This window comes from Zhenhengia sp., assembly GCF_046966505.1.
In the GTDB taxonomy this organism is placed as follows: Bacteria; Bacillota; Clostridia; order Lachnospirales; family Cellulosilyticaceae; genus Zhenhengia; species Zhenhengia yiwuensis.
The window spans coordinates 1-16,862 of record NZ_JBKVCH010000007.1 but is presented as its reverse complement, the minus strand read 5'-3'; the positions used below and the strand labels follow the sequence as shown (position 1 = coordinate 16,862).

The 16,862-nt window shown below is 33.5% G+C and carries 13 protein-coding genes; 2 read left to right on the top strand and 11 right to left on the bottom strand.

Annotation, left to right across the window (positions count from 1 at the left end):
• Window positions 1-16 precede the first annotated feature (16 nt).
• Window positions 17-838: an AraC family transcriptional regulator gene (locus ACLTBU_RS09145; protein WP_412218630.1), complete on the top strand. Its 822-nt coding sequence runs from the start codon at window positions 17-19 to the stop codon at window positions 836-838.
• Between the two features lie 74 nt (window positions 839-912).
• Here the strand turns inward: ACLTBU_RS09145 and ACLTBU_RS09140 are convergent, their stop codons facing one another.
• The 6 genes from ACLTBU_RS09140 to ACLTBU_RS09115 form a co-directional block, all read right to left on the bottom strand.
• Window positions 913-1,803: a carbohydrate ABC transporter permease gene (locus ACLTBU_RS09140; RefSeq protein ID WP_249332205.1), complete on the bottom strand. Its 891-nt coding sequence runs from the start codon at window positions 1,801-1,803 to the stop codon at window positions 913-915.
• 23 nt (window positions 1,804-1,826) lie between these two features.
• Window positions 1,827-2,732, bottom strand: coding sequence for an ABC transporter permease (locus ACLTBU_RS09135; protein WP_249332206.1), 906 nt, complete (start codon window positions 2,730-2,732; stop codon window positions 1,827-1,829).
• Window positions 2,733-2,803: 71 nt separating this feature from the next.
• Window positions 2,804-4,528, bottom strand: coding sequence for a hypothetical protein (locus ACLTBU_RS09130; protein ID WP_412218629.1), 1,725 nt, complete (start codon window positions 4,526-4,528; stop codon window positions 2,804-2,806).
• Window positions 4,529-4,694: 166 nt separating this feature from the next.
• Window positions 4,695-6,071 (bottom strand): response regulator, encoded by a 1,377-nt coding sequence (locus ACLTBU_RS09125; RefSeq protein WP_249332208.1) that lies wholly within the window; start codon window positions 6,069-6,071, stop codon window positions 4,695-4,697.
• Entirely contained in the window at window positions 6,043-7,746 is a 1,704-nt protein-coding gene (locus ACLTBU_RS09120; protein ID WP_412218628.1) for a histidine kinase, read from the bottom strand. Before ACLTBU_RS09120 ends, ACLTBU_RS09125 begins: the two co-directional genes overlap by 29 nt.
• Before the next feature lie 278 nt (window positions 7,747-8,024).
• Window positions 8,025-9,404: a GntP family permease gene (locus ACLTBU_RS09115; RefSeq protein WP_412218627.1), complete on the bottom strand. Its 1,380-nt coding sequence runs from the start codon at window positions 9,402-9,404 to the stop codon at window positions 8,025-8,027.
• A gap of 151 nt (window positions 9,405-9,555) precedes the next feature.
• Here ACLTBU_RS09115 and ACLTBU_RS09110 point away from each other — a divergent pair, with 151 nt between their 5' ends.
• Window positions 9,556-11,073, top strand: a complete 1,518-nt coding sequence (locus ACLTBU_RS09110; RefSeq protein ID WP_412218625.1) for a hypothetical protein — start codon at window positions 9,556-9,558, stop codon at window positions 11,071-11,073.
• 98 nt (window positions 11,074-11,171) lie between these two features.
• Here ACLTBU_RS09110 and ACLTBU_RS09105 read toward each other — a convergent pair whose 3' ends face one another.
• From ACLTBU_RS09105 to ACLTBU_RS09085, 5 genes are all read right to left on the bottom strand, one after another.
• Window positions 11,172-12,635, bottom strand: a complete 1,464-nt coding sequence (locus ACLTBU_RS09105; RefSeq protein ID WP_412218623.1) for a cytochrome c biogenesis protein — start codon at window positions 12,633-12,635, stop codon at window positions 11,172-11,174.
• Between the two features lie 89 nt (window positions 12,636-12,724).
• On the bottom strand, window positions 12,725-14,389 hold the full coding sequence (locus ACLTBU_RS09100; RefSeq protein WP_412218622.1) for an extracellular solute-binding protein: 1,665 nt from the start codon (window positions 14,387-14,389) through the stop codon (window positions 12,725-12,727).
• A 38-nt stretch (window positions 14,390-14,427) separates the two neighbouring features.
• Window positions 14,428-15,333 carry a carbohydrate ABC transporter permease gene (locus ACLTBU_RS09095; RefSeq protein WP_412218621.1) on the bottom strand — a complete coding sequence of 302 codons (906 nt, stop codon included), beginning with the start codon at window positions 15,331-15,333 and terminating at the stop codon, window positions 14,428-14,430.
• Between the two features lie 12 nt (window positions 15,334-15,345).
• A complete protein-coding gene (locus ACLTBU_RS09090) occupies window positions 15,346-16,329 on the bottom strand; it encodes an ABC transporter permease (protein ID WP_412218619.1) in 984 nt (327 codons plus the stop codon).
• Between the two features lie 81 nt (window positions 16,330-16,410).
• A partial coding sequence (locus ACLTBU_RS09085) for an alpha-L-fucosidase (protein WP_412218618.1) occupies window positions 16,411-16,862 on the bottom strand: 452 nt, incomplete at its 5' end.

Here is a 16,862-nt window from a genome sequence, read left to right as displayed (position 1 = left end):
CTAGGAGGTTTCATATATGTCCTATTCTATTTACGAAAAGTTTACTTACAGCACATCTCATCTACACACTATTTTTCATGATCTTTGGCTCACATCAGAGTTATCTTCTAAAGCTAAGATGCATTGGCATGAAAGTCTAGAGCTTATTTATGTCCTTGAAGGCATCTGTTCTATTGACTCGGATACAAGCTGTATCTACGTTCACCCTGGTGAATTAGCCATTATTCCTTGTAATGAAAATCATAGAGTACAGTCCCAAACTTCTTTAAGTCATTATTACTGTCTCATTATTAATCCATTAGATTGTGCTCATCTTCCTTTTTCACTAGAAAATACTTCCTTTGAACCCATTACTAAAAATTCATTTGCTCTTGAACTTTTCCTTAAAATTACTGATGAACTCTCTAGTCATCCTATGTACTATCAATTTACAGTAAAATCACTTATTACTCACCTCATCATTGAACTTTACCGTCTGCATACTGCTACGCCTCAGACTTTCCTTACACCCTCTACTCATAAGGACCCCAAAATGCTTTTAGTTCAAAAAGCTATCTTCTATATACGTACACACTTTACTGAAAACCTTTCTCTTGAAGAACTCTGTCTACATATTGGTGTAAGCAAATATTACCTCTGCCGTATTTTTAAAGAAGTAACTGGCAAAACCATTGTCCAATTTATGAATGAACTAAAATGTCAGTATGCCCAAAAGCTTATCTATGAAGGCAACTACACGGTTAATCAAATATCTGAAATGAGCGGCTTTAACAGCCTCCCCTATTTCTATCGCATTTATAAAAAGTATATAGGCACGACACCCTCTGCTTCTAAATAGGTAGAAAATAAAAAGTTCAACACCTTAAAGATGTTGAACTTTTTCTCTTAGATAAAATATAAAAAAAGCAAATGCTATTCTTTTACGCTGCCTACTACTATACCTTTTATAAAGAACCTTTGTAGAAATGGATATACAATCAAAATAGGAATAATAGATAAAAACAGTTGAGAGCTTCTAATAGATTTATCACTCAATGCATTCATAGCTGCAAGTTGCTCTGGAGTCATATTAGTGATGTTTTTATTATTATTAATAATCTGGGTTGCCAAAAAAGTAGCCATTGGATATTTTTCAGGACTATTCATATAGAACATTCCATCAAACCAACTATTCCAATGTCCAATCATTGTAAATAAGAGCAGTGACGCTAGCGCAGGTAATGACATGGGCAAAAATACTTGGAATAAAATTTGCCAATGAGATGCTCCATCTATAGCAGCAGCTTCTTCCATCGCATGTGGAATACCTCTAAAGAAATTCATCATAATGATTACATTCCATATGCTTACTGCTCCAGGTAAAATCAGCACCCAAAAACTATTTAGCAGGTTTAATGATTTTATAACCATATAGGTTGGAATAAGCCCTCCCCCTATAAACATAGTTATAGCAAAGAAAATCATATATTTATTCCTGTGTTTAAAATTCACCGAAGATTTAGAGAGTGGATAAGCTGTTAATACAATTAAGAACATATTAATAACTGAACCTATGACTACCCTTAAAACAGATATTCCTACAGAGTTAAAAAAGTCCTTTTTCTCTATAAGATACTTATAAGCTTCTAATGAAAAATTAATAGGATAAAAACTTACTTTTCCAGCTGCTGCCGCTGTACTATCACTTAACGATAATGCTAGTATATGCAAAATAGGTAGGACACAGCTTAGCGTCACTAATGATAATACAACAATATTAAAAACATTAAAGACTTTTCTACTCATACTATCCTTTATCTTCATTTTATTCCCCTCCCTCTTATAAATTAAAATACTCTATAATCTGTTGTTTTATAAGCAATCCAATAAGAAACGCCAACGAATACCATAGACACTATTGACTTAAATAACCCAGCTGCTGCTGCCGCAGAGTATTGAGTTGAAATAATACCTAGCCTATATACAAAAGTATCAATAATATCTACTGTTTGTTCTACAATTGGATTATATAAAATAAAGATTTGTTCAAATCCTGCATTTAATATACCTCCTAGACCTAAAATAGTAAGAAGTATAACCATTCCACTTATACACGGTATTGTAATCTTAAGAAGCTGTTTCCACCTTCCTGCTCCATCAACCATAGCTGCTTCATATAGGGTAGGGTCTACATTAGTAATAGCAGCTAAAAATAATACTGTATTATAACCCATTCCTTTCCATACATCAGTTCCTATAATAATTTCTCTAAACCAATCATTACTTACAAGAAAAGGAATAGATTCTCCTCCTAATAAGTTAATAAAATGGTTAATAGCTCCGTCATAGGCAAAAATTTCTATTATCATTCCACCAAGTATGGCCCATGAGAAAAAATAAGGTATAAATATAGTAGTTTGAACCAACCTCTTAAATTTCTGGCCTATAAGTTCATTAAGTAATAAGGCTAAGACTAAAGGTACTAAAATACTAAGTGTAATCTTAAAGAACGCTATAATAAAAGTATTTCTTAAGGCATTCCAAAAGCTCGGCATAGAAAATATATAAGCAAATTGTTCGAACCCTACCCATTTAGAATCTATAAATCCCATTAAAGGTTTAAATTCTTGGAAAGCCATTACAATACCACCTAGAGGTAGATAAGCAAAAATGAGTGTCAGAATTACTGCTGGTAACAACATAATATGTAAAGCTTTTGCTTGGTATAAATCATTTTTCGTCTTTGCTTTCATCCTTATTCCCCTTATCTATATATTTTTAAATTAGGGAGAAATCCCTTTGATCCCTCCCTAATTTAAAAGTCCTATTTATTTTTATACCATTCATTTACTTCTGCTTGAATTTCACTTCCACCTAATTGTTTCCATTGGGCTACAAATTTATCAAAATCACTAATTGGTGTTTCACCCATAACCATACTTAAGAAAGTTGTAGTCTCATATTTATCTAATTCACCCTGCTTCTTAATCATTGTTGGTGTTGTTACATATACCTCATTTATCCATTTCTCAGATTTACTATAGAGTTCATACATTTGTGCTACTCCACCATTTGGTGATACCCTACTTGTATATAATCCCCATACAACAGGATCTGTTGAACCATTCTTCATTTGTAAATAAGCATTCCAAGCTCCCCAAAACTCTGAATTAGCTGGAGCTTCTTCTGCTGTTATTTCTGTTTTTCCAACCTTATCTGCCTCGCTTATAAAATTATAATTATCTATAAGTGACATAGGTGCATATACTCTATAAGGCAACCATGTATAAACATAGCTATCTGCCTCCAATTTTTGTTCTGGAGTCATATTTTCTTTATACTCAGGGTTAGCAATTTTAGCTTCATAGTTAAGTGACCAATTCATCATCTTAAAAAGAGCTTCTGGATTTTTAAAATCCTTACTTACTGCCACAATTGTACCACTTGATATTCTAGGTACTAATATAGTTGGAGCTGCTCCATCTACAGTCAAAGTTGGTCCTACTACCCAGTCAGCATCTGGGTCATTTTTCTTATTATCATTTAATGGCCAGTTTGGTATCCACCAAGAACCTGGTATAATAGCATATTTCCCAGCTACTATATCTGAAACAATAGGTGCATTAGCTGCATATACATCTTGTGCTGCAAAATCTTTTGCAAAATAACCCTTATCATACCATTCATTTAATTTAGTAAGTGCTTTTTTCATGTTCTCTTGCGTATGACTTGATATTAGATTTCCATTTCCATCATCGTACCATCCACCTAACGCTGTTTCATATGCTTGGAAGAATGCCCCAAAATCTGCTAATCCACTATTCATTCCTTTTGCAGCAGGGAGTACTGGATCTCCTACTTTACCATTTCCATCTAAATCTAATGCCATTAACTTGTCACAAAGAGCCTCAAATTCAGCAATAGTTGTTGGTAAATCTGAGACTTCTTCTATCCCTAATTCCTTTAGTTTATTCATGTCATAATAAATTTGGCTTGTCACTTGTCCCTGATATGTACCATTATAAAGTCCATATAATTTTCCATCTTTTCTACACGTATCAAGTACCTGCCCATCATAGTTAATAATTGCATCAATGTCATCCGTACGATACTGCTCGTAGGCCTCTGTTAAATCTCCAAGTCCCCCCTGAGATTGCAAATCTTCAAATTGTTCCATGCTAAGCATCATAATATCTGGCAGATTACCTGCTGCTAATTCTGCGCCAAACTTTTGAGAATATTGATCTGAGTTTACAATCCAACTGTATTCTAGTTCAATATTCAATTCTTCCTTTAAGAGTTTTACCGCTGTTTGTGTCTCAGGTGTCACACTGTCTGGTGTATCTGGATTCTCAGGATCTCTATACCCTAAAACAACTTTAACTTTTACAGGCTCTTCATATTTCTCAACTAGTAGTTCTTCTGCTGTTTTACCGCTGTTTGTAGTAGATTGATTTGTATTTGTTGTAGCCACATCTTTACTGGCACACCCTACTACTCCTACACTAAACAATACTCCTATTAACAGTATAGCAATATGCTTCCTCATACCTCTCCCCCTTTACACCTTATACAAAGTGCACTATTTATATATTAATTTTAAGAAAAATAAGTGCATTTTATAAGGTCTATTTGTCCATAAAAAAAGTACAATTGTATCTATCCTCAATAACTTAAATACAATTGTACCCTTTTATAATACTTTCTTTCCATTTCTAAAGTTTTATATGACCTATCTTACTTTTATAACGTCTTCTATATTCCGTAGGCTTCATCCCAACTTTTTCTATAAATACTTTTCTAAAATACCTTTCACTTGTAAACCCTGCATATTCCGCAACCATACAATGGGTGTAATTCGTTTCTTTTAATAATACTTTAGCCTTCTCTATTCTATATTGATTTAAATAATGAACAAAAGTGTCTCCTGTAGCATTTTTAAAGACCTTACTAAAATGACTTTTACTCATTCCCACTTCTTTTAATATATCCTCTAAAGAGATCTCTTCCCGATAATGTTGTTCCACATATTGTAGGACTTTTTGTATCATAGAGTTACTTAACATTTCATTTGATCCATCGTAAAATTGTGATTGAAGTATTTCTCTATTTTTCTTAAACCACTCTTTCCACTCATACCACCAATGAATCTTACTAATACTATCAAAATATCTAATCGTATCACTTCCTGTATACTTAGCCCATTCAATATATAACTGATAAGCAAATACAGTAAGTTCTTCTTGAGATAATTGAAGATTGGCTAACTCTATTAGAGATTGATGATAAAACTTACTATCTGTTATCCATTCACTTCGATAAAATTGTTTAAATATCTTTTCCCACTCTATATCTTCTGTCCTTTCCTCCTTTTCTTCACCTAACTCATATATTCTAATATGTGGTTCATAGAGATAGAACAACTTTGTCTGCCTAAAATACTCCATCTCTTTTCGTATTCTCTTATATGCTTTCCCCTGCAAATCTTTTACCAATACTCCATAAATTTCTTTTTTTGAATTTTTTATGTAGCTTATTGCTTCTTCACTAAAAGGTATTAAATAACTTTTTTGGTCTAAATATAAACCTGTTTCTATAAAAAACTTATCCTCTCCTAATAAGTCTTCTAATTCCTCTTCTTTTAAAGAAATAAGCACTATCCCTCTATTCCATGAGCAAAATACCTCTTTCATCTTTTTCTTCTCTATTTTTTCTACCTTTATCTTATACAATATGCGGACCAAATTCTCTTCAAAATCCTCATTTTCAATCTGGTCTTTAGTCATATAATCTGCTATATCTAACCTTAAAGCTTTTTGTATCATATCGAATTCTCTGTGCATTGTTAATACAATAATATATAGATTTGGAAAATTAGCTTTTAGTTGTTCTAAATACTCTATTCCACATACTCCTGGCATTGTTAAGTCTGTGAGCAAAATATCTACCTCATGGCACATTAAAAATTCCAGAACTGCTTTACTAGTCCCAACCTCCCCTATTATCTTTGAGTCATATTGATTCCAATCTATAAGCCCTATAATGCCTTTTCTGATTAATTTCTCATCCTCTGCTACCAATATCTTTAACATATAACTCTCCCCTACTATATGGTATGACAATCTCTACCTGATTTTTCTCTCCATCAACTCTACTTACATTAAATGCTGTCTCTAATCCAAATTTATCTTTTAGTATTCGCACTACATATTGTAATCCTATCCCATTTCTAGAGATATCTTCTGATGAAGTTAAAATTTTCTTTATCTTTTCTTCATCTAACGGATTTCCCTTATTCATAACCTTTATAGAGATTTTTCCACTATCTTGTAATGCTACAATAAGCTTAATAATGGATTTTTCTTCTTCCCCATAAAAGATTGCATTTTCAATAAGTGGCTGTAATATAAACCTGGGTATAGTAGATTTTAAGACCATTTCAGGCACATTAAGTACCATTTCAAAATCGATATTGTACCTTATTCTTTGTAAAGTAATGTAAGCTTTAACTGAATCTAATTCTTGTTGTATAGTCGTTTCTTTATCTTTTTCCATATTATACATTAATAATTTATTAAGAGCTGATATGAAACATACTATATCCTGATAATTTCTACTCTCTGCATACCATCTTAAACTAAGTAGTGTATTATGAATAAAATGAGGATTAATTTTATAAAAAAGCTGTTTGATTTGTAATTCTGTTTTCTCACTTTCTTCTTTTTCTTTATATTTAATTAAGTTCAAGATATTTTCTCTCATCTTATTAAAACATTGAAGATTTTCATCTAATTCTTCTATATGTAGCATTTCTAATTGTTCTTTTACTTGTCCAGCATCAATATCCTTTAATTCCTTATTAAATTGATTAAAAGGCTTATAAATTGATTGCCAAATTCCACAAGCTATCCCAATACTCCCTATTACCGAAATAGCAATAATAATACAATACTTAAATGCTAATGCATTTAATTTCTTATAGTAATTTACTTTAGGGACTAAAATACTTATTTTCCATCCCCCCTGAGCCTCTACAGAGAATGAAGCATAGTCCTGCAATACTTTTAATTCTTCTTCGCTACTCCTGTAAATAACTTGTCCATTATCTGATGTTATGAGATAAATTGCATCTAAATCTTCTAAGGTGTTCTCTAAAATCTCTTCCATTTGCTTATAACCAGATTCTATATAAATCAAGACATCTTGATATCCACCTACTCTTACTTTGCGCACTAGAGAAATAACATCATATATACTTGCTACAGAAGCTGTTTGATGTGGCCCATAAAAAACCATTTCTCCCTGCTTAGAAAGCTGCTCTTGTTCTAGAGGCAATGCTTCTTTTGCTAACGATGAGTTAATCTTTTTTAATTGATTCTTATCGCCTATATAAAAATATGTTATATTTGCAATCTTTGGATTAGCTAATTCGTATATTGCAATCTGCTCATTCAAGTACTTCAACATGTTTACTTTTTCTATACCCTCTTCTTCATCTAAATATAAATAGAGTTTTTTCCCTATTTGCCCATCATAAACAAGTTGTTGAGACATATTAATCATAGTTTCCATTATTACTTCAATATTTTCTTTCATTTGATTCAGTTCATTATGAATGAGTTGTGATAGATTTTCTTGATAAAGATCATATACCTTGTATAAAGTAAGTCCCCCTATTAAAAAGATAGGAATAATTGAACTGCATACTAAAAATATTTTTAATCTATTTTTTAGTGATTTAAAATAAATTATATTTTTTAGTTTCATTTTCATTACTTATCCCCCCTTTATTGTATCGTCTATATTCTACAGCAAATTTTAAATTTTTAAAATAATTTTCTTACAGAATAACTTACTTCATCATTTTTCTCCGTTATATCACATAAAATATACCTAAAACACTCATAACAAACACAGCATTTTAGGTATATCTTTCAACATATATACTCTTCTCTACTCCTTCCTATTGAAATTCATACTTTCTTTGGAGGAATTAGATATTACAGTCACTTTTTTAACTTCTCTATATTCTTAATAGAGCTACCCTAAATCATAACTAAAGATAAAACAAAGATAAAGATGATTGAAACGATCCCCATGATTAAAGTGGTCATTGTATGTGTCCTATAACCTTCTTGTGGTTTCATGCCACCGAAGTTAGTGACTACCCAAAAGTAACTATCATTGGCATGCGAAACAGTCATAGCGCCTGCTCCAATTGCCATAACTGTAAGGGCTGCTGCTACTGGTGTTGTAAGATCTAATGCTGCCATCATTGTACCAGACTCTGCAAAAGAACCCATAATAGCTGCTGTTGTGGTAATAGCTACAGTAGAAGAACCTTGTGCAGTTTTTAAAATAGCTGCTATTAAAAATGGGAAGAAAATACCTACTGAAGATAAGAAGGCTGCGTTTTCTGTAATGTATTCTACAAAACCTGCTGTCGTAATAACTTTACCTAATACACCACCTGCTGCAGTGACAAAAAGGATTGGCCCTACAACTTTAAGGGTTTCATTGGTTAAACCATTGAATTCACTCATTTGCTTACGGCTTACTAATAAACCAATAGCAAATAATAAGCCTACTGTTAAGGCAATCATAGGATTACCAAAGAAGGTGCAAAGACTCATAGCCATTCCTTCAAAATGAAGTACAGATGCAATTGAACCTAAAGTCATAAGTAAAATAGGCATAAGAATAGGTGACAGAGCCATAAATCCATTTGGCAACTTACCATATTCTGCTACAAGCTCTTCATAAGTCTTCACAACTTGCTTATTCTCTTCTCGGTCTTCTGAGGATTGAACCTTCTTACCAATAAACTTAGCATAGAAATAAGCTGCAATAAGTGCTGGTATAGATACAAGTGCCCCAAGTCCAATAACAAGTAGTAAGTTATCTCCTACCCCTACTGAACCAGCTGCCGCAATAGGCCCTGGTGTAGGTGGAATAAATACGTGAGAAACATATAACCCTGCTGCAAGCGCTACAGTCATGGCTACACTAGATGCCTGTGTACGCTTTCTCATTGCTTTACGTATAGGGTCTAGGATAACAAATCCACTATCACAAAATACAGGAATAGATACTACCCAGCCCATAATGAGAATAGCAAGTTCGGGACGCTTCTTACCTACCAATTTAACAACCATATCAGCAAGTTTTACAGCTGCCCCCGTCTTCTCCAAAACAATACCAATAAGTGCCCCAAGAATAATAACGATACCAATGCTTGTAAAGATACCACTAAATCCTGCTCCAATGGTCTTTGGTAGTTCTTCAAGCGGAATTCCTACTGCCATCCCTAGTGCGAGTGCTACACCCATAATTGCTAAGAAAGGATGTACCTTAAACTTAGAAATGGCCAAAATCATAACGATAACTGCAACAACAAATGTAATAATCAGTCCTATACCTGACATATTACTTCCCCCTTTATTTATGTATTGTGTTGTCACTACTATATTATGCCTTTCCCTATACCTATATGTCCTAATGCATTTTAGACTGGATTTCTCTCCTTAAACCTTGTATAAATAAAGTATATGATATCCCAAGAGAGCGAGAATTAATATGTATACTTTAAACTATAAAATAAGCCACTATGATCAGGCTAAACAAATACTAAAAGTTGATGCTACTCTTCCTTCTAATTCTGAAGATGTGCTTAAACTTTTTAAAGGCAAGGTTAAACTTCTAAGTTTTGAATGTGACCATCCTTTTACAGAATCTAACCCTTATATCCTTATTGAGGGTAGCAACTCCCCTATTCATATATCCTACACTGTACAAGTTAGCACACCTGGTAAGCATGGCTTCTATGGCACAGTATCCGAGCAACTCACTATCTTTGCCGGTGAGCAAGTCTTCCTATTCCCAACCTCTTTAATGCTTTCAGGTAACTTCACTCCTTCAACTACTATTAAGTCTATTGAGGTGGTATATGATTTCCCTGCTTATACTTCATGTATTGTCCCTTTTAAACATACGGAGACTTCTTCTTTATGCCAGTCACCTAGGTGGTGTGACGTTTACGAACTTCTAAAGAGTGCCTATACATTTGGTAATCTGCAAGCTTTATGTATGCCTTCAGAAAGGAACTCACTTCATATTCATCTAGACGCTCAATTAGACCTGATAGATGCTCCTATTGTGCAAAATATAGAAAGCCTTTTTCAATATTACGTAGACCTTTTTAATATGCCTCAGCACACTTTAAGTCTTATACTTCTAGCCTCTACGCCTGAACCTATTTTAGGTGGATGTGGTCGCCATGTGATTTGTTCGAGTTTTAATCCATACGAAGTAAGAGACTGGCAATTACTTGCCCATAGAATGTTCCACAGCTTTATGGATACAGCCCTTCCACTTAGTGACTTTCATATGCCACCTAATCTCTGGCTTACAGAGGGACTTGCAACTTATTATGAAAATGTAGCCTTAAATGTTTTAAGTGATAATCTAAAAGGAGAACTAGGCATTCATGTCGATAAGGAATTTAATAGGCTCTACACCAGATACCTATATGCCAAACTAAAAGATTCAACTCATTTTGCTTTCCCACCTATGGCTGAAAAATATATACGTAGCGCAGGCAAATTAGAATTCCTTCATTATACCCATGCTCCTCTTATTGTGAAGTATATTGAAGATACCTTTGCCATACCACCGCAGCAGCCCCATAGGATGTTACGTACTTTATTAAACTTAGGTAGTCATGAACCTTTTTCTATGCAAAAGTTTTTCACACTTATTTTAGGACCACAAGTAGAGGTCTTCGCCCAGAACTTCCTCTTTGAAGACGGCTTACTTCCTCTATGGTATTTAAGTGATGGTAGCTTCTTTACACCCGAAGAACTTATAGATGATCTTAATTATTTTGAATACCTGCTCTATAGCTGGTTTGTTTTAGAAGACCCAACCTACAAAATGGCTGAGTTACCTCTTCCGCATTTAGAATCCTGCTTTACACCTAGCAAGCAAAACCAGCTCAGCTTTGCTCACCCTAGTATAGAAGATCAGGTTAAAACCTACTCAGCTTCTCTGTATCAAGCATTAAAGAATCAATATGCTAAATTTCCTCCTCAATAAGATGACATCCAAAAGAGGCTTGCACCTTTTCACTCTGTGCAAGCCTCTTTTTTCATAGCCTATTCATTTTACACTTACTCTTCCTCTTAAACATCCTACTATTGTAACCCAATCATTAAGATAGCTAATACTATTAAAATAATTGCATTTACTAATTTTACCTTAGGCATATTTCTTCTAAATCCTTCTGAAAGCATCATCACTTTTTGCCCCTTGCTTACAGCAATAACGATAACTGTCAAAGGAATAACCATTGCTAAAACATAAATGAATAAGGCTAAGAAAGCAATACTATTTATTGTTGCACTTCTTTTTACTAAATATAGAATAGTCGCAAGATAAATTTGCCCCGTACATAAAAATTCTCCTGCTGATACAATCATACTTGCTATAAATATAGCTCCTACCGCATATTTTGTATCTATAAACTTGCTAAAATCCTTAATAATCTTATGATTAAACTTTCTCATACCTACTGGCAATTGTAATTTAATCTTGTCATATTGCTCACGCCTACTCGCCCAGTAATCTAAAAGGTTCACACCTGCTAATATAAAAAGAATCACAATAATAGTGATATTAACACTTGCTGTTAAACTTCTAAACCACCCTTGTTCTAAAACACCCATTACAGAATAAAAAATCGTCCCTAAAGCAAAGTAGGTTGTGACTTTTCCTATAATATAAGTTATTCCTAATTTTAAAATAGGCTTTCCTATACTCATAAGAGAAAGTAAAAAGAATAACATGGATAAAGAACATGGATTAAATCCATTCACTAATCCTACTAATAAAACTTTAGGTAAATCCTTATAGGTAAGTGCTTCCACTTCTTCACCTTGCTCTATATCAATTTTTGAATCCAAGTTCCCTTGCTCAATAAGCTCTGGTAAGTGTTGCTTAATGTCTTCATACCCTGATAAATAACCACCATCATAAAATACAATAGGTACTTGCTGATCTTTTTCTCCTACTTTATAGGCTTTAAAATAAGCTTTTAACTGTTCAAGTACATTACTATCTCCTATATCTAAGGCCATAAGCTGAACTGTATTATTTTGAATTGCTTCATTATGGTTAAAGATATCTTTTGCTCTTTCACAGTCCTTACAAGATTGTGTATAAAAATAAATCAGATGAGCTTCTTTATTTTCTCTAAAAGTACTTTCTTTTTCCTCTCGAAGAAATGTACCTCTCATTTCTTCCTCAATTGCCTCATCACCTACTAATACTTGATCACCAACAATCACCATAGGCACTACACGTTCTCTTTCATTAATCTGTAACTCTTCGCATGTTTTCTCAAACACATTAAGAGCACTTTCTTGAAAAATGTTATAAGTCGTAATATGATAATTAACTTGTTCTTTTAAATCTCCTACTTCTTGATTAAAAATTTCATAAAATGTTTCTTCCCCATTACAAGAACCACAAGGGTTATTATAAAAATACTGAATTTCTAAAGGCTCTTCTATTTTCTTCATACTGCTTATGCCTACCATAACCAAAATCCCTATAAGTCCTAGTAAAATTATGATCCCCACACTTTGCTTTTTTTTCATCTGGTTTATCTTCTCCTACATACTTGATAGACTTTTATATTCTTTATTATAAAGAGGCTAGTAGATTTACTAGCCTCCTTCCTATCTTATTATTTAGTACGATCAAATGCAGCTTGGTGTACTTCTAAGTAACGTGCTACATTTAATGCTTCTAATTCTTTTTTGTATTTTTCCCATTCTGCATCATCGTTAATATCTCTTGTACCTGTTGCAAATGCACCCATTGATTCTTTTACATAGTCTAAAATTTGTGTTTGAAGTTGTGCAAATCCATCTAACTCTTCTGGTAACATATACATACTACTTGGAAGATATTCTTCTTGTGCATAAGGTTCATAGTAATCTCTTGTTGCAGAAAAGAGCATTGCTTCTCCTTTGTATGGAGCCATTTCATCATTTGGATCAATTGCTTCCCCTGCTCTTACATCTGCGGTTAAGTTAACTAATGCAACGTTTGGCATTGCAGTATTTTTCTCACCTGTTGTTTCTGGTTTTAGAATTTTAGCCCATTTAGCTGGGTTTCCATCTAGTCCAACATAACCTTCTGGTGCTACTTCCCACTCTTGCCCTTCAATACCATAATTAGAGCACATTGTAACTTCTGGATTATAAAGAGAATCTACCCATTTAAAGATTAATTCTGGATTTTTTGCCGCACTTGTAATAACAAAGTGACCTGAATAAATGCCTCCTGGTGAGGTAATTGTTGTTCTTACACCATTTGGTCCTTCAAGTGGGCTAAGTGGTTGATACATTTTAAATCTTCCTAATGCTTCACTCCCTATTGTATCATTAGGTGTGGCACCTATCCCTACACCAATTACTGGGTCTTCACTATTCGCTAAAGCTGTCATTTCTTGCATAGGTTGTGTTAAAGATGTAGCTTCAATTAAACCTTCTTCCATAAGTTCATTAACAAACTTTAATCCTTCTCTCCATTCATCTGTTAATGGTGAAAAATAAATTTTCCCGTCTTTTACCCCTAGTCTTTTGCCATAGTCATTATATACAAATGAATTCATAAGAAAATCAATAGGATTTGCATTCCATCCATCTGTACTTCCAATAATCCCCACTTCATCTTGTTTATCATTTCCATTTGGATCTTGTGTTTTAAAAGCTCTTAACACTTCCACTAATTCATCTGTTGTTTCTGGGTATTTTAATCCTAACTTATCTAACCAATCTTGGTTAATCCAAGCTTTTCCAGAGTACATACAGTGATAACATTCATTAATACGTGGTAAAGAATAGATATTACCATCTGGTGCTGTAACTGCTGCTGGAAGCTGTTCTTGTTGCTCAAAAACTTGTTTTGTATAATAACCATATTTTTCAATAAGGTCATTTAACGGAATAATAATGCCTTGTTGACCATAGTTTACTTCATCTTCTTTACTAAATCCACCCATCATAAAGGCATCCGGAAGATTGCCTGTTGCAAGCATAAGATTTTTCTTTTCTTTAAAAGATTCTTCTGGAATTTGCTCATAGTTTACTTTAATATTTGTTTTTTCTTCAAACCATTTGGTAAAATCATTTGTATTTAAATCAAGTATATAGGCCGTATCTGGTGCTACAATTGAAATTTCTTGTTTTTCTTTAACAATAGGGAAGGTTCCTGGTTCATTGTATTCAATTGGCGTTGTACTTTGAGTAGTCTCCTTCTGATTGTTTTTGTTAGAGCATCCTGTAGCTGCCATAGATGTTAAAATAGTTAGTGCAATGAAAGTTGATACAAGCTTTTTATTCATAATTTTATCCCCCTATAAATTATTATTTTAATTTAGTTTTAACCCTTAATTGCTCCAATCATTACACCTTTAACAAAGTGCTTTTGAATAAATGGATAAAGGATTAACATCGGTAAACTCGATATAACAATAACAGCATACTTAATAAGTTCTGCTAACCCTTTTTGTTGTTCCATACTTGCAACGTCCATCATCATTTGTGAGTCAAATTGGTTTTGTACTAAAATATTTCTTAGTACAATTTGTAATGGGTATAATTGTTTATCTGCTAAATAGATCATTGGGCCAAAGTAGGAATTCCAATGTCCAACTGCATAGAACATAACCAATACTGCGATAATTGGTTTGGAAAGTGGCAGAACAACACTCATTAAAAATCTAAAATCTGAACAACCATCTAACTGACCTGCTTCAAACAAGTCTTCCGGAATGGTTGTTTGGAAGAATGTTCTTGCAACAATAACGTTGTACACACCTACTGCACCCGGCAAAATTAATGCCCAGTACGTATTATAAAGCCCTAAGTTATTAATTAAGATAAAGGTTGGAATAAGTCCTCCCCCAAAGAACATAGTAAAAGTAAAGAATAAAGTAATAACGCCTTTTCCATATAATGTTTTTCTTGATAACGGATAAGCGGCCATAATTGTAATAATAACTTGTACAACAGTCCCTAATACTGTGATATAAATCGCATTAAAGAACCCTCTTACAATATCTGGATGTTGAAATACAACTTCATATCCACGTAACGTAAAATCTACAGGCCATAACCATACTTTTCCACTACTTACTGCTTGTGGATTGCTAAATGATGCACTTAATACATAGATAAGGGGATAGGCAACTAAGATAAGCACAAGCCAAAGTATAGCTGTATTAATTGCATTAAAAACCTTATCTTGCCTTGTTTCATTTATTTTACTTCCTTTAGTTTTTTTCATATACACTCCCCCTTACCACAAGCTGGTTTCGCCTAATTTTTTAGCCACCATATTTACAATAGCCAATAATATAAAGTTAATAACAGCATTAAATAAACCGACTGCTGCTGAAAAACTATATTGTGCACTCTCAAGACCCATTCGATATACAAATGTTGAAATAACATCAGATTTTGCCATATTTAAGCTATTTTGCATAAGCAAGATTTTCTCATATCCAACGCTCATAATACTACCAAAATTCATAATAAGCAGGATGGTTACTGTTGGTAAAATTCCTGGAATATTAACATGCCAAATACGTTGCCATCTACTTGCACCATCCACAATCGCCGCTTCATGTAATGTAGGGTCTATACCGGCTAAAGCTGCAATATAGATAATGGAACTATAGCCCATCCCCTGCCACACTCCAGACCATACATAAATAGACTTAAACCATTCTGGTTTCGCCATGAAATCTATAGGTTTGCCCCCAAATAATTGAATAAATTGATTAATAATACCTGAACTTGGAGATAAAATCAATAAAATAATACCTACCATAACTACTGTTGAAATAAAATGTGGTGCATATGTAATCATTTGAACTGCTTTTTTAAACTTGGTGCTCGTACACTCATTAAGCGCTAAGGCTAATATAATAGGAATGGGAAATCCTGCAATTAATGAATATAAACTAATTGTAATCGTATTACCTATCAATCTTGAAAATTGATGAGAATTTATAAAATTTATAAAGTGCTTGAATCCAACCCATTTACTACCCTCTATCCCATAGCTTGGGATATAATCCTTAAAGGCAATTTGCAGACCATACATTGGACCATATGAGAATATAGCGACTAATACAACCGGTATCAGTAAAATAATATAAAGCTGCCAATGCCTCATAATTCTTTTTTTGGCTTTAGATAACTTTTCTTTAAAACTTAATTGGTTACTTTTTTCTAAAGCAAGTGCGGTATTTTTATCTAAAACATTCTCTTTTACCATCATATTCCCCCTATAATAATTTTGAGTATAGTTATTTTATTTTTGTCCTTTCCCAATTCAGTAAGTAAAAGTAATATTCTATTACACCTCTAATTTAAACCCAACAGCAATTGCGCCTTCTTCTATAAGCTCACTTGGCACTCTTACCTGAATGCCTTCTTCTGTCTGTTTAAATACTACGGATGTAGCAGTTCCTAATACAGTTACCTCTTTTACAGCTTGCTCTGTATAGGGAATATTAAAGACTTCTTCTACCTTTTCCCCTTCCTCACAAAGCTTAAAGGCATAAACTGTATGTTCTTTTGCTTTTTGAGTAAAGGCAAAACCATCTTGTAAATAAGGGCTACATACTCGCGTTCCGTAAATACCTTCCCCATTTTTATCTAACCATTTCCCCATCTCTTTAATACGCTTAATGGCTGTGCGAGGAAGTCTACCATCAGGTTGTGGGCCCACATTCAGTGCTAGATTACCACCTTTTGCTACAATATTCAGAAGCATATGGATAAGCTCTCTTGTGGATTTATAATCAT